Origin of the sequence: Bacteroides sp. AM07-18 (assembly GCF_003602695.1) — a bacterium.
GTDB lineage: Bacteria > Bacteroidota > Bacteroidia > Bacteroidales > Bacteroidaceae > Bacteroides > Bacteroides uniformis.
The window spans coordinates 1-26,130 of sequence record NZ_QTLM01000020.1 but is presented as its reverse complement, the minus strand read 5'-3'; the positions used below and the strand labels follow the sequence as shown (position 1 = coordinate 26,130).

Below are 26,130 nucleotides of genomic sequence, written 5' to 3'. Positions count from 1 at the left end.
AAAATAAGCCCGCTTATTTTGCTCTACGTTTGGTTTACACTATCTTTGCGGCGTTTAATACACAAAACCTATGGTAAGAAAGTTCGATTTTCTCGTTATCGGCTCCGGACTTGCCGGTATGAGTTTTGCGCTGAAAGTAGCGCATAAAGGAACAGTAGCCCTCATTTGTAAGGCAGGTTTGGAAGAGGCAAACACTTATTTTGCACAAGGAGGTATCGCCTCTGTCACCAATCTGGCCGTAGACAATTTTGAAAAGCATATCGAAGATACCATGATTGCGGGTGACTGGATAAGCGACCGTGAAGCCGTAGAGAAGGTGGTGCGCAATGCCCCCGAACAAATCAAGGAGCTTATCAAATGGGGAGTGAACTTCGACAAAAAGGAGGACGGAGAGTTTGACCTGCACAAAGAAGGCGGCCACTCCGAATTCCGCATCCTCCACCATAAGGACAATACGGGTGCAGAGATACAGACCAGCCTCATTGAAGCTGTGAAGCAACACCCCAACATCACCGTACTGACCGACCATTACGCTGTGGAAATCATTACCCAGCATCACCAGGGAATCATCGTTACCCGCCACACCCCCGGCATCAAGTGCTACGGTGCCTATGTGCTGAACGAAGCGACGGGCGAGGTGGATACCTTCCTTTCCAAAGTCACCATCATGGCAACGGGCGGTTGCGAAGCCGTTTACCGCCATACCACCAACCCGCTGGTGGCCACGGGAGACGGCATTGCCATGGTCTACCGTGCCAAGGGAGCAGTGAAAGACATGGAATTCATCCAATTCCATCCCACAGCTCTTTTCCATCCGGGAGACCGCCCCTCGTTCCTCATCACCGAAGCCATGCGCGGTTATGGCGGCGTGCTGCGTACCAAAGACGGAAAAGAATTCATGCAGAAGTACGACCCGCGACTCTCGCTGGCCCCGCGTGACATCGTGGCGCGTGCCATCGACAACGAAATGAAACAGCGCGGTGAGGACCATGTGTATCTGGACGTCACCCACAAAGACCCCGAAGAAACCAAGAAGCACTTCCCTAACATATACAAGAAATGCCTCAGCATCGGTATAGACATTACAAAGGAATACATACCGGTAGCCCCCGCCGCCCATTATCTCTGCGGTGGCATCAAGGTGGATTTGGACGGACAGAGCAGCATCCGCCGCCTGTACGCCATCGGCGAATGTTCGTGCACCGGACTGCATGGTGGCAACCGTCTGGCAAGCAACTCACTGATTGAAGCCGTGGTTTATGCCGACGCGGCAGCCAAACACGCGCTGAACGTACTGGAACGTTATGACTTCAACGAAGACATTCCCGAATGGAACGACGAAGGTACCATTTCCACCGAAGAACGTGTCCTCATCACACAAAGCATGAAGGAAGTGAACCAAATTATGGAGGCATACGTAGGCATTGTCCGCAGCAATACCCGGTTGACACGTGCCTGGAACCGACTGGACATACTTTACGAGGAGACAGAAGCACTCTTCAAGCGGAGCAAGGCTACCCGAGAGCTGTGCGAACTACGCAACATGATAAACGTAGGATACCTGATAACAAAGCAAGCCATGGAACGCAAGGAAAGCCGCGGACTGCACTACACGATAGACTATCCGCACGCCAAGAAATAAACATAAATCCTCTCCATCATGAGGAAACAATATTTCTCTTTCATTTTTTTGTATATTTTCTCAAGCTGTCTCTACAGTCAGACGATGGACGACAATATCATCATCAACTGCTGTGAAGACAGCTATGTTTTCAAAGAAGGACCAGGAGACAACCCCATCGTACAAAACACCCGAAAGACCGAATATGAAGCCTTGCGGATGGGAGCTACCGTACAACCTCATATGTTCTATGGCGAATTCATCTCCCTGGACGAAGCCAAAGCCAAGGGAGTACTTGCCCCCAAAGCCATCCACCGCCATGCCACACCGGAAAATGTATTCTTCGACGATACCCGCATCTGCTACTTCAACCTCTCCCTAAGCCGGCAGGGGAAAAAGGCGGCCGTACAGTTCAGCCGTACCTTCCATGACCTGCGCTACTTTACACGCATCTACTTTCCGGAGGAATACTTCATCCGCAAGAAACGTATCACCGTCACCATTCCTGCCGCACTGTCCCGTTTCCGGTTGGTGGAGAAGAACTTCGGTCCCGGCATCCGGTGTGAAAAGAGCGTGAATAAGGAAGGGGATTCCCTTTTTGTCTACACCTTAAAAGGAGTGCCTGCCACCCGAAAGGAAGAAGCTGCTCCCGCAGACAACTGCCTCTATCCCCATCTGCTGGTGACCGGTCCCTTTGCCGATGTACAGGCCATGTACCGCTGGCTGAACGGACTGGCCGAGGTGGACTGCACTCTCCCCCAAGCCGAAATGCTGACGGATGAAATTACTGCCGGATGCACCGATGAACTGGAGAAGATACGCCGCACCTATGCCTACGTACAGCAGAACATACGCTACATCGCCTTTGAAAACGGATTGGCAGGACATCGGCCCGACCGGCCTGCCGAAGTGCTGCGCAAGCGTTACGGCGACTGCAAGGGAATGGCACTCCTGCTGCGCACATTGCTGAAAGCCCAAGGATTCGATGCCCGAATGGCCTATATCGGTACGGACGACATCGCCAGTTCTCCCGACGAAGTGCCGACACTGGCTGCCATCAACCATGCCTTCTGCCTTCTTTTCCATCAAGGGAAAAGATATTGCCTGGATGCCACCTACCGATACCTACCGCCCGAAGACATCCCCCAAGGTATACAAGGCCGAAAAGCACTGGTAGAAAACGGAGACAGCTGCCTGATACTGACTCTTCCCCAGCAGGATGCCTCTACCTCTACGGACAGTCTCAATTATCACTATCGCTTGATGACGGACAGCAATCCCCCTACCCTGAAAGGCACCGCCATCCGCGTAAGTACGGGTGAATACAAGGAATACCTGCTCAGTCTCTACCATGACACCCCCAAGGAGAAGCAGACAGACCTGCTAAACAATCAGATAAACAATACCGCTGCCGTACAATCGGCCGATGGAGAGTACTGCCTCGAAGCAGACCCGCACGAAGATTTCTTCCACCAGCCCATTGACACCACCCGCCGCAAGCAGGATTACCTACTGCCGTGGAGATGCCGTATTATACGCGAGGTAACGATTGATATTCCACAAGGATATGCCGTGTCTTATTTGCCTGCAGACTTTCACATTGAAACGAATCAGGGCATCCTCAGTTGCTCCTACCGCGCTGGAGCAGGATATATCCACTTCCGAAAAGTGATGGAGATACGCAGAAAACGTATTCCACTTGCTCTTATCCCTGCTTGGAATGATGCCCTGCGACAATGGAAAAAAGCCTGCAACGAACAGATAGTAATCCGGCAAAACACCCTTTAAACAAATAATTGAATATAAAACGCCATCACCATGAAAACAACACGTTTTTTCCTACTGCTGCTGATGTTACTTGCCACTTCGGGACTGAATGCCCAAAAGGAAGAAGACAAATATGCTGCGCTCGTAAGCGAAGTGCGCAATGAAGTATGGTCGCTGAACCTGCCCGACTTTAAAAATATGACTGTACCCGAGAAATACAGAAACGAACCCGCCGTTATCCTTGCCGTACACAGCCGTCTGGAGGTAACCCGGAAAACCAAGTTGGACTGGTGGGGAATGGGATTGACCAAACAACAGATAACCTGCCGCAGCATCTACCGCCAAATGGTATACATCAACAGCCAAAGTGCACTGGAAGAGATGTCACAGTTCAGCTTCCTTTCCCAGGAAAAAGAACGCTACACCCGTAATGAACAACAGCGTATACTGGGTGTGCGCATCATCAAACCGGACGGAACAATTCAGGAAACAGACCCGCAGGAGTACATGGAAACCGATGAAGGCGGCCACCCACGTAGCCGCAACATCCAAGAGAAATGGAACAAGCTGGCCGTACCCGGACTGGAAATCGGAGACATCATCGACTTGTTCTTCGTACGATACACCATACTGAACAACCAGAATCCCGAACCTTTCGGTTTTTACTTTATGGACAGCTATCCTCTGCTTGCCTATTCCGTCCATTGCGAGATAGACCCGAAGCTGAGCACTTTCTACCGTTGCCTGAACGGAGCAAGGGACTTCGACCATAGCACCGATACCGAAGGAAACCATATCCTCGACTTGCATACCGGAGACTCCGGACGTGTCATTCCCGACTTCTGGTACAACAGTGCCCGGCAAACGCCCATGATTCTGATGTACATCTACAACAGCAAGACACCCTATGCCTGGATGCCACCCAGCGCCCGCAAGCCGGGACTATATGCCAACCCCAATCCAAAACTGATGACAGATGACACACGTGCCTCCATGAAGGCTCCCGGCACCAACTGGTCCGGTCTGCGCAGCGGACGGAAAGGCGAAATATCCAAAGCCCTCAAAGCCCGTCAAGCCGAAGGATGGAGCGATAAGAAACTGATGGACTACCTCTACCAATACTGCTATTACCGGTATATGGAAAACGGTGCAGACTATACTCCCGCCAGTTTCATCCTGCTGATGCACGAACTTCTGGAAAAAGCAGGTATTCCCCACCGGACAGGAATCACGACCAAAGATACCCGGGAGCCTCTGGACCAGCTCATCAACTACAGCAATACCACTTGGTTTATCTATCTGGAATCCAACGGAAAATGCTATACTCCACCGGCCTGCTATGCTGTTCCCGGTGAAGTGCCTGCCAGCCTGCAAGGCGAAGAAGCCATACTGGAAGACAACACATGCCTTACCCTTCCCTCCACCACCCCCCAAGACAACCGGGATATGGCTACCATAAACGCTTCTATAAGCGGCACCACTCTCCACATCAGCCGCCGGGAAGAGATGAGCGGTGCTCTGAAAGAACACTTCCAACCCTACCTCATTATGGATGAGGACCTTTACAACTCCGTTCGTCGCCAACTGGGTATTACAGCCACCATCTACGACGAAACCAAAGAAAAATTCCATGCCGACCTGCGCGAAAGTTACCGCCGTGAACGGGAGCAGGAGAAAGAGCGTTACCGTAATGAAATCATCGGTTATCATGGCTCGGAAGAAGGACTGGAAACACTCCTCGGCTACCAGCTTTTCAGCATCGGAAACCGGGCAGACAGTGCGGCACTTGCCTATCAAGTGGACTATGTACTGGACGGATACGTAAAGAAAGCGGGTACAAACTTTGTTCTCTCCGTAGGTCGGTTGATAGGGTCACAGCCAGAGCTGAAAGGCGAACAACGCCTGCGCAAGGAGGACATTTATTGGGAGATGCCCCGTTGTTACCAATGGGACATCACAGTCAATCTGCCGGAAAGTTATCGAATTTCTCCCGAAGGCCTGGAAAGACTGAACGTAAAAGTAGAAAACGACTGCGGCGCTTTCATTGTCCAAGCCACCACTGAAGACGGAACATTAAGAATAAAAGCCGAAAAACGCATCAACCACAAGACGGAACCGGTAGCCAACTGGGAGAAACTGCTTGAAATAACCGATGCTGCCAACAGTTATGAAGCACTTTCAATAGTGTTCCAAGCAACCATTAATCCCCCTACATCTCCAACAACCGGCTATTAATCCTTCTCTGCCCGCTGCAGCATCGCCATACACAGCTTGCTGTCGTACTGTACAGCCACTGCAAAACGACTGCATACTTTTTGCAGCGTCACTGCATACCGGTTTGCAGCAGCACTGCAATTGATTTGCAACAGCACTGCAACAGTTTTGCAGTCGCACTGCAATTTGTTTGCAGTGACGCTGCAGCAAATGTGCAGCAATTACAAGCTATATGACTGTCACAGCAAACAAAAAGCCCCGCAGAGCTTGCTTTCGCTCTGCGGGACTTTGTTCTCTCTATGAGGAAATTATCATCAATAGTTTGACTTCTTTACTTCGAAGTAAGCCTGCGGATGCAAGCAAGCCGGGCATACCTGAGGAGCTTCCTTACCGGTGTAGATGAAACCACAGTTGCGGCACTGCCATACCACTTCGCCTTCCTTGGCAAATACGCTGGCAGTCTCTATATTCTGGATAAAAGCGCGATAACGTTCTTCGTGTCCCTTTTCGGCAATGGCGATGTTACGGTACATAAGAGCGATTTCGGGGAAACCTTCTTCGTCTGCAATATCAGCAAACTTAGGATAATCCAATGACCATTCTTCGTGTTCGCCGGCAGCAGCTTCCTGAAGATTTTCCAGGGTAGTGCCGATAACACCTGCAGGATAAGAAGCGGTGATTTCCACCATACCGCCTTCCAGCCACTTGAACATACGTTTAGCGTGTTCCTTTTCCTGGTCAGCCGTTTCTGTGAAAATAGCGGCGATTTGTTCGTAACCTTCTTTCTTGGCTACACTTGCAAAATAAGTGTAACGCATTCTTGCTTGTGATTCACCAGCGAATGAAGTCAGCAGATTCTTCTCAGTCTGAGTTCCTTTAACACTTTTAGCCATAGTCTCTTTTTTTATTAGTTAATATAATTACGTATAAATGTCGTTCGTACTGTTTATAAACAACACAAAATTACGAATTTAGTTTGGAATAATCACACCTCTGCCCCATCGGATTTATTTATCGTCTTATAGAAAGAATCTATCTTCACCGATAACCCGAAGAGGTATTTCAGACATAATTAATAGCACATATCTGATAAGGAAAACAAAATACATCACAGTTGTGTTCACTAATATCCATTATTTTATCTACTTTTGCAGGCAATTTGCAATATATACATTACATTCTGTATAAAAAAACGTATAAAAAAGTAGATTATAATGAAAGCGTTCGGATTCAGACCAAAGCTATACACGGCTTTAAAAAATTACTCTAAAGAACTGTTCATGGCAGACCTGATGGCAGGTATCATTGTAGGTATCGTTGCCCTCCCGCTTGCCATTGCATTCGGTATCGCCTCCGGCGTATCACCGGAGAAAGGTATCATTACGGCTATCATAGCCGGTTTCATCATCTCCCTGATGGGTGGGAGCAAGGTACAGATTGGAGGACCGACCGGTGCGTTCATCGTCATTATCTATGGCATCATCCAGCAATACGGTGAATCGGGGCTTATTGTCGCCACACTGATGGCAGGCGTACTGCTCATCCTGCTGGGAGTTTTCAAACTGGGAGCTGTCATTAAGTTTATCCCCTATCCCATCATCGTAGGTTTTACAAGCGGTATTGCCGTCACCATCTTCACTACGCAGATTGCCGATATTTTCGGGTTGACGTTCGGAGGAGAGAAAGTTCCGGGAGACTTTGTAGGAAAATGGATGATTTATTTCCGACATTTCGATACCGTAAACTGGTGGAACACGATTGTAAGTATTGTCAGCATCTTCATCATTGCCATTACACCGCGGTTCTCGAAGAAGATTCCGGGGTCACTTATTGCCATCATCGTGGTGACAGTGGCAGTCTGGCTGATGAAAGTATATGGAGGCATTGATTGTATCGATACCATCGGCGACCGTTTCAGCATCCGTGCCGAACTGCCGGATGCCGTGATGCCTGCCCTGGATTGGGAAGCGATAAAGAACTTGTTCCCCGTAGCCATTACAATCGCTGTACTGGGTGCCATCGAATCTTTGCTGTCTGCCACCGTGGCCGATGGTGTGATAGGCGACAAACACGATTCCAACACGGAACTGATAGCACAAGGTGTTGCCAACATGGCTACCCCGCTGTTTGGCGGTATCCCTGCCACCGGAGCCATCGCGCGTACCATGGCAAATATCAACAACGGAGGAAAAACTCCCGTAGCAGGCATGGTGCATGCAGTGGTATTGCTGCTTATCCTACTGTTCCTCATGCCGCTGGCACAGTATATCCCAATGGCTTGCCTGGCGGGTGTACTGGTCATAGTATCCTATAACATGAGTGGTTGGCGTACGTTCAAGGCATTATTGAAGAATCCTAAATCGGATGTCACGGTACTGCTGATTACTTTCTTCCTGACCGTCATCTTCGACCTGACTATTGCCATTGAAGTAGGTCTGGTGATTGCCTGCGTGCTGTTTATGCGCCGCGTCATGGAGACTACCGAAATATCCGTCATCAAAGATGAAATAGACCCGAATGCAGAATCGGACATTGCAAGCAATGACGAGCATCTGATAATCCCCGAGGATGTGGAAGTATATGAAATAAACGGTCCTTACTTCTTCGGCATCGCCACCAAATTCGAAGAAATCATGGCGCGGCTGGGCGACCGCCCCAAAGTGCGCATCATCCGCATGCGTAAAGTTCCGTTCATCGATTCTACCGGTATCCACAACTTGACAAGCCTTTGTGAGATGTCCCAAAAGGAAAAAATAACCATTGTGCTCTCCGGTGTCAATGAAAAGGTACATAAGGTACTGGAAAAATCGGGCTTCTATGAGCTGTTGGGCGAAGAAAATATCTGTCCGAACATAAATGTGGCACTGGAAAGGGCCAAAATGATTATCCAACACTAATCCCGGCATGGCACGAAAAAAAAAGAAACAATCGCAAGGCGTCTATTATCTTATATTGTTTATATGTGCGGTCTGCCTTGCCTATGAACCCGTTGCAAAGATACTTTCGGATGCCAGGCAAAAGAGTTCTATGCCTGCCAAGATAGAACTCACGGCAGGCACACGCCTTGAAATACCGGCAAAGCTGAAGAACGTCTCCGAACAGATTCTCCAGCGGAAAGGCTACACAGTATCCTACAACAAAGATTTAAAGATACCCAACTGGGTAGCCTGGGAACTCACTCCCGAAAAACTGGTGGAGCGTGAAAGCCGTACAGACAAGTTCCTGCCCGACCCCGACCTGCCTGAGCACGAGGCAGTAACCACCGATGACTACAAAGGAGCCGGCATGGACCGCGGACATATGTGTCCGGCCGGTGACAACCGCTGGCACTGGAAAGCCATGCAAGAGAGCTTCTACATGACAAACATTTGCCCGCAGAACCACAATCTAAACCGTGGCGACTGGAAAGAACTGGAAGAGTCATGCCGCCGTTGGGCACAAGAAGAAGGCAAGATATACATTGTATGCGGTCCTATTCTCTATGACCAACGTCACCGCACCATTGGTAAGAAGCACAAAATTACAGTGCCCGAAGCATTCTTCAAGGTCGTTCTGTGTGCAGACAGCAATCCCCCCAAAGCCATCGGCTTCATTTATAAGAATACATCAGGCAATCATCCGTTGGACAGCTACGTCAATACAGTGGACGAAGTGGAACGTATTACAGGTATCGACTTTTTCCCCGCCCTTCCGGATGAAATAGAAGAGAAGGTGGAAGCCGAATATGACTTGAAGCTGTGGTAAAGGAGCTATTCCTTTACCCAGGCATCTACAATCTCGGCTACATAAACCCGGTGCAATCCACCGTGGTCACCGCCATACCAACGCTCGTAGACGGAATGGTCGAGAAAGAGTTCTTCTTTCATATCGGTAATGAAAAGCTTGCGGCACTCCAATCCCAGGCGGTCCTGCTCAAAGAGAATGTTTCCCCGCTCGGTAACGATAGGATTCAGACCAGTTTCCTTTACCTTATCCACTTCCCTACCCGATTTACTGCCACAAAGGTTGTAAATGCTCCGGTTTTCCTTTCCTAAAAAAGAAAGGGTGAAATATTCGTTCTCCTCCATAAACTCATACGTATAGCGCTCGGAACGAATAAAGACAAACACCACCGGCTTGTTCCAAAGCCAGCCAATACCTCCCCAACTGGCAGTCATGGTGTTGAAATGTTCTTTACTGCCTGCCGTAACCAGCATCCACTCTTTGCCTATCACTTCGAAGAAGTTCTCGCTTAAATCTTTAATTGCTATTGATTTCATAAGTATATTATTAATAAGAAACACTTACCGGTATACCCGTTTCCCGTATCCGTTCCGCAATGCGATCCAGTTCCTCGCGGGTGGCCTTCTGCAAATCATGGTCGGGCGTTTCGCGGTCGATGGTATAAATCATCACTTGGCGGGGAGCAATCTCCTTGACAGCTTCCAGCCAGGGAAGAACAAATTTATCGGATGTATTATCCATATCTTGTCCTTTATAACTTCCTTTGAGAAACATGGTCTGGATAATGCAGTTCCCTTTGAATGCTTTCATTCCTTCTATAATCTCCCGGATGGAGTAATGTCCGGTAGGACGGTCAAGTACACGGACATACTCTTCATCTACCGTATCCAGTTTAAGGATGTTGTTGTCAATCTTGTTCAAAGCCTCGAATACGGCAGGACGATGAATAAAGGTAGAATTGCTCAGTACGCTCACCTTTGCATTCGGAAAATACTTGTCGCGCAAGGCAAGTGTATCTTCTATGATTTCGGGGAAACGGGGATGTGCCGTCGGTTCTCCATTACCGGCAAAAGTCAGTACATCCGGTGTAGGTCCGTTTTGCTGCATGTCCCGCAGACGGGCTTCAAGGGCCGAACGGACTTCTTCGCGCGTAGGCAACGGCTGTTTGGGACGATGGTCGGCATTGAAGCCACATTCACAGTAAATACAGTCGAAAGTGCATACTTTGCCGTCTGCCGGCAATAAATTTATTCCCAAAGATACTCCCAGACGGCGAGAATGAACGGGACCGAATATGGGAGATGGATAAATGACAGTCATACTATTTACGATTTGACGATTTACGGTTTGATTAATGCTTAAACAATCTTACCGCTCCAAAGTTAAGTGAAAACTATGGTATCTGGCAATGTTCGGCTTGCAAAAGTTTACCCATAAAAGAAAATATTCCCTTTATAAAGCATACATCTCATGTTAAAAAAGTAAATCATACATTACATTTTATCTATTTTACTTGTTTATATGTAAAGTATACATTACATTTGCAGATAACATCTAAATGCATAGTATTATGAGAAAGAACTATTTATTTCCAACCACTTTCAGAAAGATAGGTTGGTGTTTATTTGTCCCATTCGCCATCACGTCCTTCATCTGCCTTTTCGACGGCAGCAATGAAGATTGGTTGAAGGTAAACGCGTTGTCAGTAATTCCCTGGGGTATTATCAAGAACTCTTTATTCGACGAGTTGAGTATGATAGGGCTTACGGTTTCACTCTTGTTCATAGCTTTCTCAAAAGAAAAGGACGAAGATGAATGCATCGCCAATATTCGTTCAAACTCTCTTATCTGGGCTACCATAACAGCGTATTCCCTACTGATAGTATGCACTATGCTGATTTATGACATGCAATATCTTAATTTTGTATTTATAGACTTGTTCATGATATTGTTTCTGTTCATCATAAAGTACAACATTGAACTTTATAAATTTAGGAGGAGCAACAATGACTAATACATTAAGGGTAGAAAGAGCCATCAAGCATATGACCCAACAGCAATTGGCTGAAGCCATAGGAGTGAGCCGGCAAACCATCAATGCCATAGAATCGGGAAAGTATGTCCCTTCCACCTTGCTGTCATTGAAAATATCAGAGATATTCGGAAAGACTGTAAATGAAATTTTCATGTTGGAAGAAAGTGACAGATAAAGAGAAGACTCTAAAAAACTGTTTTAATTTTATTTCAGTTTTCTTCTGAGGCAACCTGAAAAATAAAATTAAAACAGTTTCTAAAACTTGATACGCAGTTGCATCTGCAAGTCCGCTTTCCTATTTCCCGGTATCTCATCATTGCCCGAACCAATCGTCTCCCTATCCTGATAAACCGTCTGTCCGAATTTGGCAAGAAACATGAAGTTCTTACTCAAATCATATCGCAGATGAGCGGAGTAACGAAACCCTTTGCCATAGAAGGAAGGGGTATAGAAAGTATATAACAATCCACGCTCGGAGGCGTAAACACGCGAATCGTAATCGTCCGTATGAAACCAGGTTCCCTGCACGGAAACTGACAGAGGGAAGGGGAAAGTGTACGAGCAAAATTGAGTACACTGATAACCTTGCCGTCTATCAAAGCGATACCCTTCCCCATCCTGCTGACGGAAGTGGTTATAATCTATTGTAGTACGAAAGATATATCTTCCCGGCATATAGGTCAGCCGATAACGGAGTTTATGGTGATAGATAGGTTCGATAACTGCACCGCTTGTACCCGTCACGTCTCTTTCTTTCTGTTTGTACCGATAATTAAAATACATCGAAAGGCTCTTTCGAGGAGTATAAGTAACCTGAAACATGGCATCCACTCCCTTTGAGGGCTTACTTATACGGTATTTCCACCAAGGAAAAGAAAACACATCCAGTGAAGTGAAAAACTTCCACCGGGCGAAAGGTGTGGCCTCTGCTGCCAGATACCATCCGTTCTCATTCTGCGGCATACTGCTTTCGCCAAAGGAACGCCCAAACAAAGTCCAATAATCATATGAATAATACCGGTGAACAAGTAGCAGATGATAATCGGAAGAAAGATTATACTTCAGCCGGTTCAGCAACGCATAGCCTTTACTGCCGGTTGCCGCTTCCCCCACCCAGACAAAACGGCCCAGACGATACCTATAATCCATGCCCACATTATAGAAATCACTTCCATGAAGATTGTACTTTGCATACTTGTTCAACCGAGGCTTGTAAGGATGGTTGAAAAAATAGTAAATCCCCGTCACTCCCACCTTCAGAGAGTTCTTTTCATAGGTCATGTTTCCACCTATCACCTGCAAGGCAAAGGCATTCATTTTATCTGCCTCCTTCTGCGTGCGATGCAATCCCGTCTTGTAAATGGAAGTTATCTCGCCATCCTCCACCACACCGTCCATGGAGCGATGCGAATAGAAAGCCGAAATATCCAAGTAAGGCAATACTCCCACCGTTGCCGCCACTCCCCGGAAATAATTGTACTCATCGGTAGAACTATGCTTACGGATGCCTCCGGTACGATATTCTGTTGTAGACATAGAGAATGTTTTTCCTAAACGAAAATCCGTACTAAGTACCAGTCCCTGCCCGAAGCTCAGACGGTAATTGCCCAATGCCAAAGCCTTCAGCCGCCCCAGATTCTTTATCAGAAAATAGAAAGAATAGTAATCATAGCCTTTTCTGTTGTGCAGGGCAAAGAAGGGTTCTCCGGCATCCTTCTCTCCCGTCACGCCTATTTGGAGATAATCTCCATAATGAAAATTATAGCGCAAAGAATGGTAAAGGGAAGGTCCCAGGTAATTCTTCTCATATCCTTTACGGATATAGAACGGTACATCCAAACGTGCCAATGTTTCGTGTTTCCCGTATTTCAGTATAGATTTTAAAGCAGGATACCCCCTACCCGCTTTCACTGCCCGCACACAGACAAAGGGCAGCAGTAGGTCGATGGTACGTTTATCCATCTCCTCCACCAGTTGCAATTCATAAATGGTCTGCATCTGTCCGTGTATATAGACATAAGCCAGAAGATTCTCTATCTGTATATCCGTAAGAAAAGGAAACTGCTCCAATTGCCGTTTAGTGGCGGCATTGAGGTTGACAGGCTCTTGCAGACGTCGGGACAACTCCTCCAATTCATCTTCCCAACCGTATTCTTCCTCATTCCCGATGGAAAGTTGTTCCAAATTTTCTTCCAAAAGAAGTAAAGGCTGTTCTTTCTGAAGGCCGGATATATTTTGAGCTTCAAGCATAGGAGTCATTGACAGCATACTTACAAAAACTCCTATCTTGAGTAATTCCATTAATAGTAGGTCACTTTCATGTTTTGGGAAGCGAAGTTACCTTAAATAAGTTAATTGAGCAAGGAAAAATCAACATGATGCAACAACATTACACAGAATGGTGTACTTTTGCAACATGAACGCAAGGCTTAACATAGTAATACTCATCATGTTTCTTTCTCTCGGAAGCCTGAAATGTTTTGCACAGCAGCAACCACAGTCTGCTGCGCAAAAGAGTGTCTATCTTACTCCCATGTGCGTTTACGAAGGAGATACCATCCCTTATGTCAAGCTCCCCACTGTCTACATCTTCAAGCCGCTTAAATTCAAGAACAAGCGCGACATGAACAAGTACTACAAACTCATTCGTGACGTAAAGAAGGTACTTCCCATCTCCAAGGAGATTAACCGTGCCATCATTGAAACCTACGAATACATGATGACCCTGCCCACCGAGAAAGCCCGCCAGAAACACATGAAAGCAGTAGAGAAAAGCTTGAAGGAGCAATACACTCCCCGCATGAAGAAACTTACCTTTGCCCAAGGCAAACTGTTAATAAAACTGGTAGACCGACAGACCAACTCCACCGGATATGAACTGGTAAAAGCTTTTATGGGCCCTTTCAAAGCCGGTTTCTACCAGACTTTTGCCGCACTCTTCGGCGCCAGTCTAAAAAAACAATACGACCCTATGGGAGACGATGCATTGACCGAACGGGTGATATTGATGGTAGAAAGCGGACAATTATAAACTGATGTTTATTCCCGCCTTGCGTGCCTGCGAATGTTGAAATTGGCGTTTCACATTATATGTCTTTCCGTCTTTGACGAACTTAGAACCGGTCTGCTTGAACCAGAAGTCCACTTTATTTTCCACACAAATTCTGCGAAGGTCCATCACCCATTCAAAATCACAAGGGCGGGCTTCGTAACCGGATTCTCCCCCTGCAACTATCTGTTCAATCCATTCGCCAACAGCATAAGTACTTAAATCTATCCTTTCCAGCAGCGGTTCACAGATTATTATCTTATGCTTTATAGGAGCCCTCTTATAAATGGGCAAGCGATAATCGGCGCAAGCCTGGTTTTCAACCGTACAGCAGATGGTTACATTATCATATCCGTCTCCCCAATCATCGGGCAGACAGTCAGAAAAACGGTCTATACGCTTGGTAATCATCATAAAATGCAGGTCACTGCGACAACGAATCATCTCCCATGCTTCGGCCCGCCATTTGTCAGCATCTTCCACAAAGAAATCGGAAGTAAAGCAGGTGTAGACAAATGTTCCAGGTGGTATCTTGAATTCTCCGTTACGCTTTTTACGCAAAGGCAGGTCAAAGTTTTTTGTCCGCACCACCACCGAACTGTCCACCTCTCGTCGGGCATCACCACGATAAACATAACAATGCTTGCAACCTGCACTCAATTTATGGCAACCATGCCATAAGTTCCACATCATCGACTTCGCAACAATACCGTTCATTCAAACAAAAAACTTATCGTTAACACCATGTTGAAAACTATGTTAGCAACATAAATAATTAGTTATTAAACAATTGATATTAAGCTATATATTCAGTTAATAATAGAATGAACAATTGTTTATTACTACCTATTCGGGTTGTACCTCTCCTGCCATCGGAAGCTCTTTCCAACCTTCACCAAATGCATCATAAGCATCGGTAACCACTACAAAAGCCTTTGGGTCTACTTCCCTTATCTTCTGCTTGATACCTACCACTTCCTTGTAACTCACCACAAGAAACAGCATTTCCTTGTCTACATTGGTATAAAGACCACTACTTTTGATGCAAGTGGCTGTACGGTCCAAATCTTTAAGAATATAGTCGTGCAAAGCGGTAAGGCGCATATCACTGATGACAAACAGTATCTTGTCATTCTTCTCCCCATTTATCACATAGGCCAATACCCTTGAAGTGACAAAAATAGCTATCAGTGAATAGAAAGACAAATGCCACGAAGGTTGTGTAGCATCATCCGGATTTCCGATACCGAAACCGATAACCAATAGGCCGAATCCCACCACAATACCATCTACCAGCAGTATCGCCTTTGAAAAACGTATATGGCAATATTTCTGCAATATCATCGCCACAATATCCGTACCTCCTGTAGTAGCCCGGCTACGCACTACAATACCACAGCCTATACCGATAACCACCGCACCAATCACAGAAGTCAGCATCAAATGGTCGGACATATTCAGACTGCCACCCAGCAACTGTGTAGGGTCCAACTGATGGAGCGCTTCTTCAGAAGGATAGGAGAGGAGAGACAGCACATTCATGGCAAGCGGAGTGAATAGTGCCGCCACGATAGTACGTGCTCCCAATTTTGCTCCCAGTACCAGCACGGAAATGATAAGCAAAGGAATATCAAACATATAACCGAAAGTACCTACCTGAATAGAAGGGAACAGATTATGAAGCACAATACTGGCTCCATACACCCCGCCAGGAACAAGATTATAAGGATTGATAAAGTAAACAAAACCTGCTGCCAGAATAGTACAACCTACAAAAATGCCTATCCATGAAGATATTATCTTTTTCATATCGATATGATTTATATATATTCAGCAAATATACAAAAAATAAGAAAAGACACCAACTGTACAGCAAGTTTTCCACATACAACCGATATGTGTTGAATACATGGTTAACAAAAAGGATAAATTAGGAGATAAAGCATTAATTTACAATGAATAAAATGGTTGATTATAAAAATAAACCACTGTTCATAAAATCTCTCATCATACCTATATAGAACTAGTTTATTGGATCTATAGATGCAACACGCTGGATCTATAGATGCACCGTGTTCGATCTATAGCTCCAACAAACCCGATATATTGACAGCTTATTAACAGCCCTGTTATTATCTCAGTTTCTTGAATAAATCCCAAATAACAATACCCGCCGTAACCGATACATTCAACGAATGCTTTGTGCCGTATTGAGGAATTTCAATGCAACCGTGCGAATGGTCAATCACTTCTTGTTGAACACCCTTCACTTCATTTCCCATTACCACAGCATACTTTTTAGTCTTGTCCAGCACCAGTTCGTCCAGCATCACACTACCTTCCGCCTGCTCTACAGAATAAACGATGTATCCCTCGGATTTTAGGTTATCAACAGCTTCAACAGAGTTATCAACATATTTCCAATCTACGGTAAATTCCGCTCCCAAAGCTGTTTTGTGCATCTCCGGATGGGGTGGGGTAGCTGTAATGCCACAAAGATAAATGCACTCGATGCGGAAAGCATCCGAAGTACGGAAAACGGAACCTATATTATGGAGACTGCGGATATTATCCAATACCACTACCAAAGGCAGTTTTTCGGCTTCCTTAAATTCCTCTACACTAATACGATTCAGTTCAGTTATCTTCAGTTTACGCATGACAATATACTTTTAAATCTCCCTGCAAAGATACTTTTTTCCGTTTATATCCCGGTTAATAACCGTTGAAAAGGTGTCAATACAATAGGGAAACAATTTTAAAAATAATCCTTGCATTATTCAAAGGTCTGCATATTACAGCAGTGAAACGAACAAACCAAAAAAGTTAAGGAGAATTTTCCAGGCTTCATTCAACATATTTTTCAGCCTGGTTTCATCGGTTTATAACTCTAAAGTTATTAACTTTGCATATTATTAACAACATGTTAATGCTGTTTAGCAGAAGTCTTATTATCAACGGATAAACTTAAAAACCCCGGTTTATAAGCATAAGAGTAAAATTCAGCTTGATACTAATAACTTCATGGGCAAGAAAAATCGTATTTATTTGTCCACACTATTAACAGCCTATCATCACTATCAAAGGATTTTTAAAGAAGAAAGAGAAATTAAAAAATATAATTATGGATAATCTTATAGAAGCTATCAAGCAGCTGAAGAAGGAGAAGAACGCAATCATTCTGGGCCATTACTACCAGAAAGGTGAAATACAGGATATAGCCGATTACGTGGGCGACAGTCTGGCTTTGGCACAATGGGCAGCCCGGACGGAAGCGGACATTATCGTGATGTGCGGCGTTCACTTCATGGGAGAAACGGCAAAGGTGCTTTGTCCCGACAAGAAGGTACTGGTGCCCGATATGGCGGCAGGCTGTTCGTTGGCAGACAGTTGTCCGGCAGACAAATTCAGTCAGTTTGTCAAAGAGCATCCCGGATATACGGTGATATCCTATGTGAACACAACGGCTGCCGTAAAGGCGGTGACCGATGTGGTGGTAACTTCTACCAATGCAAAGCAGATTGTGGAAAGCTTCCCCAAAGATGAGAAAATAATCTTTGGCCCGGACCGGAACTTGGGTAATTATATCAACTCCATTACCGGAAGAAATATGTTATTATGGGATGGCGCATGCCATGTACACGAGGAATTCTCGGTTGAAAAGATTGTTGAAATAAAACGGCAGCATCCCGATGCGGTGGTACTGGCACATCCCGAATGCAAGAGTACAGTCTTGAAACTGGCCGATGTGGTAGGCTCTACGGCAGCTTTGCTGAAGTATGCAGTGGCACATCCCGAAAAGAGCTACATTGTAGCTACCGAAAGCGGTATCCTGCACGAGATGCAGAAACAATGCCCGCAGACAACATTTATTCCGGCTCCTCCCAACGACAGCACTTGTGCCTGCAATGAATGCAGTTACATGCGGCTGAATACACTGGAAAAGCTTTATGATTGTTTGAAAAACGAATCACCGGAAATAAAGGTGGATGCTGAGATTGCAGAAAAAGCAGTGAAACCGATTAAGAGGATGTTGGAAATATCGGCTCAACTGGGGTTATAATGTGCTGATATGCTAATGTGCCAATGTGCTAATGACCTTTCGGCGTGACAGCGCAGCCAATTAGCACATTGGCACATTAGCATATCAGCACATTAAAAACATTATCTCATTAAGAACTTACACAACTTGTTAGTGGCCAATGCCCGGTGACTGATTTTATTCTTCAGTTCATTCCCCATTTCTGCAAAAGTCTGCGTATATCCTTCGGGAATGAATATGGGATCGTAACCGAAGCCTGAAGCGCCTTTTCTGTTTTTCGTGATTTCTCCTTTCACGATGCCTTCAAACAGATGTTCCTTTCCGTCGATGATAAGTACAAATACGGTACGGAATTGTGCCTTACGGTTCTCGATGCCCTCCATATCTTTCAGCAACTTCTTCATGTTTGCTTCCGAATTGTGTGCATCGCCGGCATAACGGGCGGAATATACACCCGGTGCCCCACCAAGGGCCTCCACTTCCAAACCGGTATCGTCGGCAAAACAGTCCAGATGATAGTTATCGAAGATATATCTTGCTTTCAGCAAAGCATTTCCTTCAAGTGTGTCTGCAGTTTCCGGAATGTCAGTATCGCATTTGATATCCTTCATGCTGAGAAGTTCGACCTTCTCTCCCAAAATGGCAGTTACTTCTTCCAGTTTGTGTGAATTGTTGGTGGCAAATACAAATTTCTTTCTCATATTATGTTCTCCTTATACTTGTGGCTTATACAAGTCCCTATTTCACTTTCAACCGGTCGAAACCTTCTCCGTATACACCGATGACGGAACTTTGGGAAATGAAAGCGTTCGGGTCTATATCTTTCACCATCCGGAATATTTCTACCGATTGGCGTTTGTAGGCAAGGACGACCAGTACCTTCACGTTGTGTTTACTGTACCAGCCGATACCGTCGAGTACCGTTACACCGCGATGGGTTTCTTTGGTGATGCGGTCGGCAATCTTTTCATATTCTTTGGAGAAAATAAAGAACTGGACGGATTGCCGGGCACTGTTGACTATGTAATCCAGTACAAATCCGATAACAAACAAAGTTACAAAACCAAATATCACACGTCGCCAGTCATGGAATACCACATAGCAGGAACTGATGATAATGAAGTCGCAAGCCATAATCATGCGTCCCAGCGTGACATCCTTGTATTTATGGATGATGGCTGCAATGATGTCCGTACCTCCCGTGCTGCCGTTGCAGTTGAACACGATACCCAGTCCGGCACCGCACATTGCCGCACCTATCAGGCAAGCCATGAAGTCTTGTCCTTCGCCCAGCAGTTGGGGAGGGACGCCGTCCGAACCGTTCACCAGCAACTGGAAAAACCATAAGAAGAAAGTGAGTCCGAAGATGGCAAACGTAGTCTTGATACTGAATTTCGGTCCGAGTATCTTGATGGCAAAAGTCATCAGTACGGCATTGATGATGAAGTATGACCACTGGATGGGAAATCCGGTGGCATAATAGATGATGGCACCGATACCGGTAGTACCTCCGGTCGTAATCTGATAGGGAATGAGGAATGCCGCCCATCCCAGTGCATAGCTGATGAGTCCCAGAGTGATGAAGATATAATCCTTCAGCTCTCTCGTCACTTCCGCTTTGGTTGGTTTTGTAATTTGCATATCTGTTATTTGACAACGATGTTCACAATCTTCTTCGGCACTACGATTACTTTGACGATGGACTTGCCTTCCATCCATTTTTCAGAGCGTTCGTCGGCCAATACAGCAGTCTGGATGGCATCCGATGCCGCATCTGCCGGGAACTCCATGTTGAACCGTGCCTTTCCGTTGAAGGAAATGGTGTAGTTGACCGTATCTTCCACCAGGTATTCTTCGTTGCATATCGGCCACTTGGCATCGCATACGGAGCCTGCATTGCCCAGTGTCTCCCACAACTCTTCGCATACGTGCGGAGCGAAGGGAGCCAGTACGATGATGAACTGGTTCAGGATTTCCTTCTTGTTGCATTTCATTCCGAACAACTCGTTTACACAAATCATAAAGGCACTGATACTTGTGTTGTAAGAGAATTGCTCGATGTCTCCCGTCACTTTCTTAATCAGTTTGTGGAGGGATTTCAGTTCTTCCTTGGTGGCAGGTTCATCCGTTACCAGATAATTGTCGTTGCGGTCGTAGAACAATGACCAGAACTTCTTGATGAAGCGGTGCACACCGTCTATTCCGTTTGTATCCCACGGCTTTGATTGTTCTACCGGGCCGAGGAACATTTCGTACATGCGGAGAGTGTCGGCACCGTATTTGTCGACAATCATATCGGGATTGACAACGTTGAACATGGATTTACTCATCTTTTCCACAGCCCATCCGCAGATGTACTTGCCGTCTTCCAGAATAAACTCGGCAGTTTCGTATTCTGGACGCCATGCCTTGAAGGCTTCAAGGTCCAGAACATCATTGGATACGATATTCACATCCACGTGGAGTGGGGTAGTGTCGTACTGGTCTTTCAGATTCAGGGACACGAATGTATTGGTATCTTTGATGCGATAGACGAAGTTGCTCCGTCCTTGAATCATGCCCTGGTTCACCAGCTTTTGGAACGGTTCTTCGGCTACGGAAATGCCGAGGTCGTACAGGAACTTATTCCAGAAACGGGAGTATATCAAGTGACCGGTGGCATGTTCGGTACCGCCTACGTAAAGGTCTACATTGTGCCAGTACTCATCCGTTTTCTTGTCTACAAGTGCCTGGTTGTTGTGCGGGTCCATATAGCGCAGGTAATAGGCGCTTGAACCGGCAAATCCGGGCATCGTGTTGAGTTCCAACGGGAAGACGGTGATGTTGTCTATCTTTTCGTTTTCTACGACGCATTTGTTTACGGTATCCCAAGCCCATTTTGCGGCATGTCCCAATGGAGGTTCACCGGTTTCGGTAGGCAGGAATTTGGCTACTTCGGGCAGTTCCAAGGGCAGGGCGCTCTCGTCAATCATGTAAGGCATGTTGTCCTTGTAGTAAACCGGGAACGGCTCGCCCCAATAGCGCTGACGTGAGAAAATGGCATCACGCAGACGGAAGTTCACCTTTACACGTCCCAAGTTATGTTCTTTCACATATTTCTTGGTAGCGGCAATCGCTTCCTTGATGGTAAGTCCGTTCAGTGAGAGGTCGCAATAGGGAGTAACGCCTTCGCGTGGAGAGTTGCATACAATGCCTTCCTTGGCATCGAAGCTCTCTTCGCTTACATCGCAGCCTTCTACCAACGGACGAATTTCGAGACCGAAGTGCTTGGCAAAAGCATAGTCACGGCTGTCGTGCGCAGGCACAGCCATGATGGCACCCGTACCGTATCCGGCAAGTACATAGTCGCTTATCCAGATAGGAACTGCCTCACCGGTAAAGGGATTGATGGCATAGCTTCCGGAGAATGCACCGGTAACGCTACGGTCGGCAATACGTTCGCGTTCGGTACGTTTCTTGGTGCGTTCCAGATAAGCGTTTACTTCATCTTTCTGTGTGTCGGTGGTAAGTTGCTGTACCAGTTCGCTTTCGGGAGCCAATACCATGAAGGTGACGCCGAACATGGTATCTGCACGGGTGGTGAAGATAGTGAATTCCAAATCGCTGTCTTTTACCTTGAATTCTATTTCAGCGCCTTCGCTGCGTCCTATCCAGTTCTTTTGGGTTTCTTTCAGGGATTCGGTCCAGTCGATGGTATCGAGTCCGTCCAGCAAGCGTTGTGCATAGGCAGATACACGGAGGCACCATTGACGCATCTTCTTTTGAATGACGGGGAAGCCGCCTCGTTCGCTTACGCCGTCCACCACTTCATCGTTGGCAAGTACGGTTCCCAGCTGAGGGCACCAGTTTACCATCGTCTCGCCCAGATAGGCTATACGGTAGTTCATCAGGATTTCCTGCTGTTCCTTTTCGCTCTTGGCATTCCACTCTGCGGCGGTGAAACTCAGTTCTTCGCTGCAAGCCACGTTTATTCCTTCGGTACCGGTTTGGCTGAATGCTTCAATCAGTTCCTGGATGGGACGTGCCTGCTTTTCATCGTTGCAGTAGTAGCTGTTGAACATCTTTTGGAATGCCCATTGGGTCCAATGGTAATATTCCGGTTCGCAGGTACGGATTTCGCGGTTCCAGTCGAAAGAGAAACCTATCTTATCCAACTGTTCGCGGTATCGGTTGATATTGTTGACGGTCGTAATTGCAGGGTGCTGTCCCGTTTGTATGGCATATTGCTCTGCTGGAAGTCCGTAAGCGTCATATCCCATGGGATTCAGTACATTGAAACCTTGCAGTCGTTTGTAGCGGGCGTAAATATCCGAAGCAATATATCCCAGCGGATGACCTACATGCAATCCCGCACCGGAGGGGTAGGGGAACATGTTCAGTACATAGAATTTTTTCTTCGTTTCGTCTTCCGTCACTTGGTAGGTTTTGTTTTCCACCCACCTTTTCTGCCATTTCTTTTCAATTTCCCTGAAATTGTATTCCATAGTGGTACTTATTAATATTTTGTTGAAAACATTGTTTATTCAATGGTTAAAACCGGTTAGTATTCGGTTAATATCGGTGCAAAGTTACGGGTTTATTTTCAGATTTGTAGCGAAGTAACATAAAAAACAATGGCAAAGACTTGATAATTCACTTTTTATTACTTACATTTGTGATGTGCTTTTAAAACTAATTTTTTGTTTGTAATACAAATAATAGCTAAATTAATTCAATAGGATATTTACTAAAAGATTTTTAGGATATAGCGAAGGATGAAGTCTGGGAAGATTTCATCCTTTGTGTTTTTTGTCTGTGTATTCGGCAGATTGTTGTTTATTATTCTGCCGATAAATGAGAGTTCGTTCAATAGGCTTCTAATAAGGGGTTTAAAGATTTACTAAAACTCGAAGGAAGATTTACTAAATCTTTCCTCCCGTTTTAGTAAATCTTCCTTCGAGTTTTAGTAAATCCTCCCTGAACATTATTTATGGTTGGTTTCATTGTATTGAAAAAAGAAAGTACGTATATTTGTGCGACTTGTCGGAAGTGTATGAACGCAATGAAAAATTATACTTATCATCTTGTTGCCGTCCTTACGGTAGGTATTTGGGGGCTGACCTTTATTTCAACGAAAGTATTGATTGGGCACGGTCTTTCTCCGCAGGAAATATTCTTGCTTCGTTTCCTGATAGCTTATATGGGCATTTGGCTTATTTCTCCCCGAAAACTGTTTGCCGACAATTGGAAAGATGAATTTTGGATGTTTTTAGGAGGCATGACAGGCGGTTCATTCTACTTTTTTACAGAAAATACAGCTTTGGAGATTACATTGGCGACGAATGTGTCGTTTATTGTCTGTACGGCTCCGTTGCTCACCACCATTCTTTCTTTGTGGATTTATAAAAAGGAGAAGGCCACCCGTGGATTGATAGGCGGTTCTTTACTGGCGTTGGTTGGTGTGGCATTGGTGGTTTACAACGGTAGCTTTGTATTGAAAATTTCTCCTTTAGGTGATTTCCTTACTTTGCTTGCAGCTTTTTCCTGGGCATTCTATAGCTTGATAATGAGAAAAATGTCCAATTGTTATGGTATAACTTTCATTACCCGTAAGATATTTTTTTATGGAGTATTGACTATTCTTCCTGCATTTCTGATTCATCCCTGGAATTTCGACATTGCCCGTCTTCTCGAGCCGGCTATTCTGTTCAATTTACTTTTCCTGGGTGTATTGGCTTCCTTGATTTGTTTTGTAGTCTGGAACGTAGTATTAAAACAGCTGGGAACGATAAGAGCTTCCAACTATATTTATCTGAATCCTCTCTTCACTCTGGTAGGTTCTGCTTTTCTGCTTGGCGAACAGCTTACTATAGTTGCTTTGATGGGGGCGGTGCTGATATTGGGGGGAGTTTATTGGGCAGGAAAAAAATAAATACAAGATAAATGGGGTTGTGTCTGCAAAGACACAGCCCCATTATTAATGTGATTTAGCAAAATTCTTTTTATGGATTACATTTGAGTTCAGCAGACATTAAATAAGTATTATATGGTAGCCACATAGACATAATGAAATAAAGTATATTTCCTTTGAGTGATATGGGGTGAATATAAGAACCATACAATTGTGAATATTGCCAGCCATCGACTAGTTTTTGTGGTTTACTCCATTCCCCTATAATATGATCTGCTGTTCGGAATGAGATATCATAGCGTGTACTATTGAAATAGAGCAATATCCATTTTTTAAATTCTGGATGATAAGCGATGGAAAGTTCTCCAGATATATCATTGAATAATGGAGTGGCTGCAGTTTCATTTCCTTTAATCCATCCACTTCCATTCCAAAATTCGTATTCTGTTTGATTTTCAATATTTTCTTCTAAAAAACGAGCAAGATGAGGCTTATTGTCACGTCCAGTAATTGTACCCACCATATAAATATATCCGTCTTTTTTGAAATAGCTTACTTGACCAAAATTACTTGTTGAACCAAATTTTACATTTTGGCAACGTGTCCAAGTAATTCCATTGTCTGAAGATTTGTAAAGACTTGAAAAGTTAGTTATCCATCCTGCCCAATTACGAATATTCATGTAATGAACATAATCTATGCCATTGGCACGAATGGCTGCTGTGGGAATAGAAGTCCAATCTCCATTACCACTTCCATCTTTACCTCCATAACATATTTCACGAGCATTTTTACCACTTTCATCCATAGTAGCACCATTAATGGTGAGCCCATCAGAAAGATCTTGATCGTCAGAGAAAAGCAAAACATTACTTCTCCAGTTACTCCCATTGGGTCCTGGATTTACAAAATTTGGATAAAAGTCACTACCGAATGTATCGCCGAAAAAAAGTCCATAATGTCCGGGTTGTAATTCCCAAACAATACCTAAATCTGTACCACCTACATTGTATAATTCATTAGTACGATTATTTACTTCAAATTCTACAATAGGTAATCCGTTTGTGCCATTTATTTCAGCACCAGTAATACGGGATACACATTTTAAATTTGAAAATTTTAATTCTCTAGAATAATTGACGATACCTTTATTGACTATCAATTTGGAAATTTCTGATGACTGATTATTATTATCTACTGCAATAAATTCAAAATAAAATGTAGAAGAATCATCCTTTTTTATAATATATTCAAATATATATTCTGGTGATAAATTTGATTTTATATATTTCTCAGAAATATTATTAGTATCGTTAATTTTATTTATTACTAAATAAGCTAGTTGATCGAATTCTTTTATTGATACTTTGATAGATATTATACCATTAATCGCAGTAATTTCATTTTGAGAAAGGTTAACTTCTAAATTATAACTATTTACTTTATCTGTATCCGAATTTTCACAACTTGTAAGCCCCCATATAGAAAGGAGGCTTGCAAGTAATAATACATGTATTCGTATCATGATTTTTTATAATTTTGTAATATGTAATAGCGCTCCTCCATCCCTTGCCAGATTCAGTTCAATGATATCCTTCCTTGTAACTTTCCGCACCTGTCTGTCCAGATTGTTTGGATTCCGCTCCACATCCTCCGCATCGGTATAGATCGTTGCCTGGTAGTCCCCCTCACTAAGGAAGTCCAATTTCAATTTCAGATTCCTTTCCGTACCGTTGTTTAGCGAGCCCACCCACCAGTCCGAACCGCTCCTGCGGGCCACCGTGACATG

22 protein-coding genes are annotated in these 26,130 nt (G+C 45.0%); 10 read left to right on the top strand and 12 right to left on the bottom strand.

Going from position 1 to position 26,130, the window contains the following annotated elements; genetic code table 11:
• Positions 1 to 70 precede the first annotated feature (70 nt).
• From nadB to DW096_RS17580, 3 genes are read left to right on the top strand one after another with little or no spacing between them, the layout of a single operon-like run.
• Positions 71 to 1,642 (top strand): L-aspartate oxidase, encoded by a 1,572-nt coding sequence (nadB, locus tag DW096_RS17590; RefSeq protein ID WP_120028820.1) that lies wholly within the window; start codon positions 71 to 73, stop codon positions 1,640 to 1,642.
• An 18-nt stretch (positions 1,643 to 1,660) separates the two neighbouring features.
• Positions 1,661 to 3,409 carry a transglutaminase domain-containing protein gene (locus DW096_RS17585; RefSeq protein ID WP_120028821.1) on the top strand — a complete coding sequence of 583 codons (1,749 nt, stop codon included), beginning with the start codon at positions 1,661 to 1,663 and terminating at the stop codon, positions 3,407 to 3,409.
• Between the two features lie 30 nt (positions 3,410 to 3,439).
• Positions 3,440 to 5,623 carry a DUF3857 domain-containing protein gene (locus DW096_RS17580; protein ID WP_120028822.1) on the top strand — a complete coding sequence of 728 codons (2,184 nt, stop codon included), beginning with the start codon at positions 3,440 to 3,442 and terminating at the stop codon, positions 5,621 to 5,623.
• Between the two features lie 293 nt (positions 5,624 to 5,916).
• Here the strand turns inward: DW096_RS17580 and rbr are convergent, their stop codons facing one another.
• A complete protein-coding gene (rbr, locus tag DW096_RS17575) occupies positions 5,917 to 6,495 on the bottom strand; it encodes a rubrerythrin (RefSeq protein ID WP_005825226.1) in 579 nt (192 codons plus the stop codon).
• 321 nt (positions 6,496 to 6,816) lie between these two features.
• Here rbr and DW096_RS17570 point away from each other — a divergent pair, with 321 nt between their 5' ends.
• On the top strand, positions 6,817 to 8,499 hold the full coding sequence (locus DW096_RS17570; protein ID WP_005825218.1) for a SulP family inorganic anion transporter: 1,683 nt from the start codon (positions 6,817 to 6,819) through the stop codon (positions 8,497 to 8,499).
• A gap of 7 nt (positions 8,500 to 8,506) precedes the next feature.
• On the top strand, positions 8,507 to 9,346 hold the full coding sequence (locus DW096_RS17565) for a DNA/RNA non-specific endonuclease (protein WP_120028823.1): 840 nt from the start codon (positions 8,507 to 8,509) through the stop codon (positions 9,344 to 9,346).
• 5 nt (positions 9,347 to 9,351) lie between these two features.
• Here the strand turns inward: DW096_RS17565 and DW096_RS17560 are convergent, their stop codons facing one another.
• Positions 9,352 to 9,861: a flavin reductase family protein gene (locus DW096_RS17560; protein ID WP_009037517.1), complete on the bottom strand. Its 510-nt coding sequence runs from the start codon at positions 9,859 to 9,861 to the stop codon at positions 9,352 to 9,354.
• A gap of 10 nt (positions 9,862 to 9,871) precedes the next feature.
• A complete protein-coding gene (locus DW096_RS17555; protein ID WP_117599931.1) occupies positions 9,872 to 10,645 on the bottom strand; it encodes a radical SAM protein in 774 nt (257 codons plus the stop codon).
• A 250-nt stretch (positions 10,646 to 10,895) separates the two neighbouring features.
• Between DW096_RS17555 and DW096_RS17550 the strand changes: the two genes are divergently transcribed.
• Positions 10,896 to 11,339, top strand: coding sequence for a hypothetical protein (locus DW096_RS17550; protein WP_117588639.1), 444 nt, complete (start codon positions 10,896 to 10,898; stop codon positions 11,337 to 11,339).
• Positions 11,332 to 11,535: a helix-turn-helix transcriptional regulator gene (locus DW096_RS17545; protein WP_008662275.1), complete on the top strand. Its 204-nt coding sequence runs from the start codon at positions 11,332 to 11,334 to the stop codon at positions 11,533 to 11,535. Before DW096_RS17550 ends, DW096_RS17545 begins: the two co-directional genes overlap by 8 nt.
• Positions 11,536 to 11,615: 80 nt before the next feature.
• On the opposite strand, the gene DW096_RS17540 is transcribed toward DW096_RS17545, so the two are convergent.
• Positions 11,616 to 13,661 carry a helix-hairpin-helix domain-containing protein gene (locus tag DW096_RS17540; protein ID WP_009037515.1) on the bottom strand — a complete coding sequence of 682 codons (2,046 nt, stop codon included), beginning with the start codon at positions 13,659 to 13,661 and terminating at the stop codon, positions 11,616 to 11,618.
• 97 nt (positions 13,662 to 13,758) lie between these two features.
• Here DW096_RS17540 and DW096_RS17535 point away from each other — a divergent pair, with 97 nt between their 5' ends.
• On the top strand, positions 13,759 to 14,391 hold the full coding sequence (locus DW096_RS17535; protein WP_005833968.1) for a DUF4294 domain-containing protein: 633 nt from the start codon (positions 13,759 to 13,761) through the stop codon (positions 14,389 to 14,391).
• Here DW096_RS17535 and DW096_RS17530 read toward each other — a convergent pair.
• The 3 genes from DW096_RS17530 to DW096_RS17520 form a co-directional block, all read right to left on the bottom strand.
• On the bottom strand, positions 14,386 to 15,126 hold the full coding sequence (locus tag DW096_RS17530; RefSeq protein WP_009037514.1) for a DUF5131 family protein: 741 nt from the start codon (positions 15,124 to 15,126) through the stop codon (positions 14,386 to 14,388). The genes DW096_RS17535 and DW096_RS17530 overlap by 6 nt on opposite strands.
• Positions 15,127 to 15,255: 129 nt before the next feature.
• Positions 15,256 to 16,218: a YitT family protein gene (locus DW096_RS17525; protein WP_005825206.1), complete on the bottom strand. Its 963-nt coding sequence runs from the start codon at positions 16,216 to 16,218 to the stop codon at positions 15,256 to 15,258.
• Positions 16,219 to 16,541: 323 nt separating this feature from the next.
• Positions 16,542 to 17,069 carry an RNA methyltransferase gene (locus DW096_RS17520; RefSeq protein WP_005833966.1) on the bottom strand — a complete coding sequence of 176 codons (528 nt, stop codon included), beginning with the start codon at positions 17,067 to 17,069 and terminating at the stop codon, positions 16,542 to 16,544.
• 464 nt (positions 17,070 to 17,533) lie between these two features.
• Here DW096_RS17520 and nadA point away from each other — a divergent pair, with 464 nt between their 5' ends.
• Positions 17,534 to 18,472, top strand: coding sequence for a quinolinate synthase NadA (gene nadA, locus DW096_RS17515; protein ID WP_005825202.1), 939 nt, complete (start codon positions 17,534 to 17,536; stop codon positions 18,470 to 18,472).
• 101 nt (positions 18,473 to 18,573) lie between these two features.
• Here nadA and DW096_RS17510 read toward each other — a convergent pair whose 3' ends face one another.
• The 3 genes from DW096_RS17510 to leuS are packed head-to-tail and all read right to left on the bottom strand — an operon-like array spanning position 18,574 to position 22,935.
• Positions 18,574 to 19,152 (bottom strand): non-canonical purine NTP diphosphatase, encoded by a 579-nt coding sequence (locus DW096_RS17510; protein ID WP_005833965.1) that lies wholly within the window; start codon positions 19,150 to 19,152, stop codon positions 18,574 to 18,576.
• A 37-nt stretch (positions 19,153 to 19,189) separates the two neighbouring features.
• Positions 19,190 to 20,092: a YitT family protein gene (locus tag DW096_RS17505; protein WP_005825197.1), complete on the bottom strand. Its 903-nt coding sequence runs from the start codon at positions 20,090 to 20,092 to the stop codon at positions 19,190 to 19,192.
• Positions 20,093 to 20,097: 5 nt separating this feature from the next.
• The gene (gene leuS / locus DW096_RS17500; protein ID WP_057256737.1) at positions 20,098 to 22,935 is read right to left on the bottom strand and encodes a leucine--tRNA ligase; all 2,838 of its coding nucleotides are present in this window, start codon (positions 22,933 to 22,935) and stop codon (positions 20,098 to 20,100) included.
• A 548-nt stretch (positions 22,936 to 23,483) separates the two neighbouring features.
• On the opposite strand from leuS, the gene DW096_RS17495 reads away from it, so the two are divergent.
• Positions 23,484 to 24,362, top strand: a complete 879-nt coding sequence (locus DW096_RS17495; RefSeq protein WP_118931257.1) for a DMT family transporter — start codon at positions 23,484 to 23,486, stop codon at positions 24,360 to 24,362.
• 70 nt (positions 24,363 to 24,432) lie between these two features.
• Here DW096_RS17495 and DW096_RS17490 read toward each other — a convergent pair whose 3' ends face one another.
• Both DW096_RS17490 and DW096_RS17485 read right to left on the bottom strand, forming a co-directional pair.
• Positions 24,433 to 25,866, bottom strand: a complete 1,434-nt coding sequence (locus DW096_RS17490) for a DUF4185 domain-containing protein (RefSeq protein ID WP_005825193.1) — start codon at positions 25,864 to 25,866, stop codon at positions 24,433 to 24,435.
• Between the two features lie 6 nt (positions 25,867 to 25,872).
• Positions 25,873 to 26,130 (bottom strand): glycoside hydrolase family 97 C-terminal domain-containing protein (locus DW096_RS17485; RefSeq protein ID WP_199711491.1); only part of this gene is annotated, 258 nt, incomplete at its 5' end.

What these genes read in the sequence shown, in the direction of transcription:
- nadB (WP_120028820.1), top strand. Translation starts at nt 71, where the DNA reads ATGGTAAGAAAGTTCGATTTTCTCGTTATCGGCTCCGGACTTGCCGGT.
- DW096_RS17585 (WP_120028821.1), top strand. Translation starts at nt 1,661, where the DNA reads ATGAGGAAACAATATTTCTCTTTCATTTTTTTGTATATTTTCTCAAGC.
- DW096_RS17580 (WP_120028822.1), top strand. Translation starts at nt 3,440, where the DNA reads ATGAAAACAACACGTTTTTTCCTACTGCTGCTGATGTTACTTGCCACT.
- rbr (WP_005825226.1), bottom strand. Translation starts at nt 6,495, where the DNA reads ATGGCTAAAAGTGTTAAAGGAACTCAGACTGAGAAGAATCTGCTGACT.
- DW096_RS17570 (WP_005825218.1), top strand. Translation starts at nt 6,817, where the DNA reads ATGAAAGCGTTCGGATTCAGACCAAAGCTATACACGGCTTTAAAAAAT.
- DW096_RS17565 (WP_120028823.1), top strand. Translation starts at nt 8,507, where the DNA reads ATGGCACGAAAAAAAAAGAAACAATCGCAAGGCGTCTATTATCTTATA.
- DW096_RS17560 (WP_009037517.1), bottom strand. Translation starts at nt 9,861, where the DNA reads ATGAAATCAATAGCAATTAAAGATTTAAGCGAGAACTTCTTCGAAGTG.
- DW096_RS17555 (WP_117599931.1), bottom strand. Translation starts at nt 10,645, where the DNA reads ATGACTGTCATTTATCCATCTCCCATATTCGGTCCCGTTCATTCTCGC.
- DW096_RS17550 (WP_117588639.1), top strand. Translation starts at nt 10,896, where the DNA reads ATGAGAAAGAACTATTTATTTCCAACCACTTTCAGAAAGATAGGTTGG.
- DW096_RS17545 (WP_008662275.1), top strand. Translation starts at nt 11,332, where the DNA reads ATGACTAATACATTAAGGGTAGAAAGAGCCATCAAGCATATGACCCAA.
- DW096_RS17540 (WP_009037515.1), bottom strand. Translation starts at nt 13,661, where the DNA reads ATGGAATTACTCAAGATAGGAGTTTTTGTAAGTATGCTGTCAATGACT.
- DW096_RS17535 (WP_005833968.1), top strand. Translation starts at nt 13,759, where the DNA reads ATGGTGTACTTTTGCAACATGAACGCAAGGCTTAACATAGTAATACTC.
- DW096_RS17530 (WP_009037514.1), bottom strand. Translation starts at nt 15,126, where the DNA reads ATGAACGGTATTGTTGCGAAGTCGATGATGTGGAACTTATGGCATGGT.
- DW096_RS17525 (WP_005825206.1), bottom strand. Translation starts at nt 16,218, where the DNA reads ATGAAAAAGATAATATCTTCATGGATAGGCATTTTTGTAGGTTGTACT.
- DW096_RS17520 (WP_005833966.1), bottom strand. Translation starts at nt 17,069, where the DNA reads ATGCGTAAACTGAAGATAACTGAACTGAATCGTATTAGTGTAGAGGAA.
- nadA (WP_005825202.1), top strand. Translation starts at nt 17,534, where the DNA reads ATGGATAATCTTATAGAAGCTATCAAGCAGCTGAAGAAGGAGAAGAAC.
- DW096_RS17510 (WP_005833965.1), bottom strand. Translation starts at nt 19,152, where the DNA reads ATGAGAAAGAAATTTGTATTTGCCACCAACAATTCACACAAACTGGAA.
- DW096_RS17505 (WP_005825197.1), bottom strand. Translation starts at nt 20,092, where the DNA reads ATGCAAATTACAAAACCAACCAAAGCGGAAGTGACGAGAGAGCTGAAG.
- leuS (WP_057256737.1), bottom strand. Translation starts at nt 22,935, where the DNA reads ATGGAATACAATTTCAGGGAAATTGAAAAGAAATGGCAGAAAAGGTGG.
- DW096_RS17495 (WP_118931257.1), top strand. Translation starts at nt 23,484, where the DNA reads ATGAACGCAATGAAAAATTATACTTATCATCTTGTTGCCGTCCTTACG.
- DW096_RS17490 (WP_005825193.1), bottom strand. Translation starts at nt 25,866, where the DNA reads ATGATACGAATACATGTATTATTACTTGCAAGCCTCCTTTCTATATGG.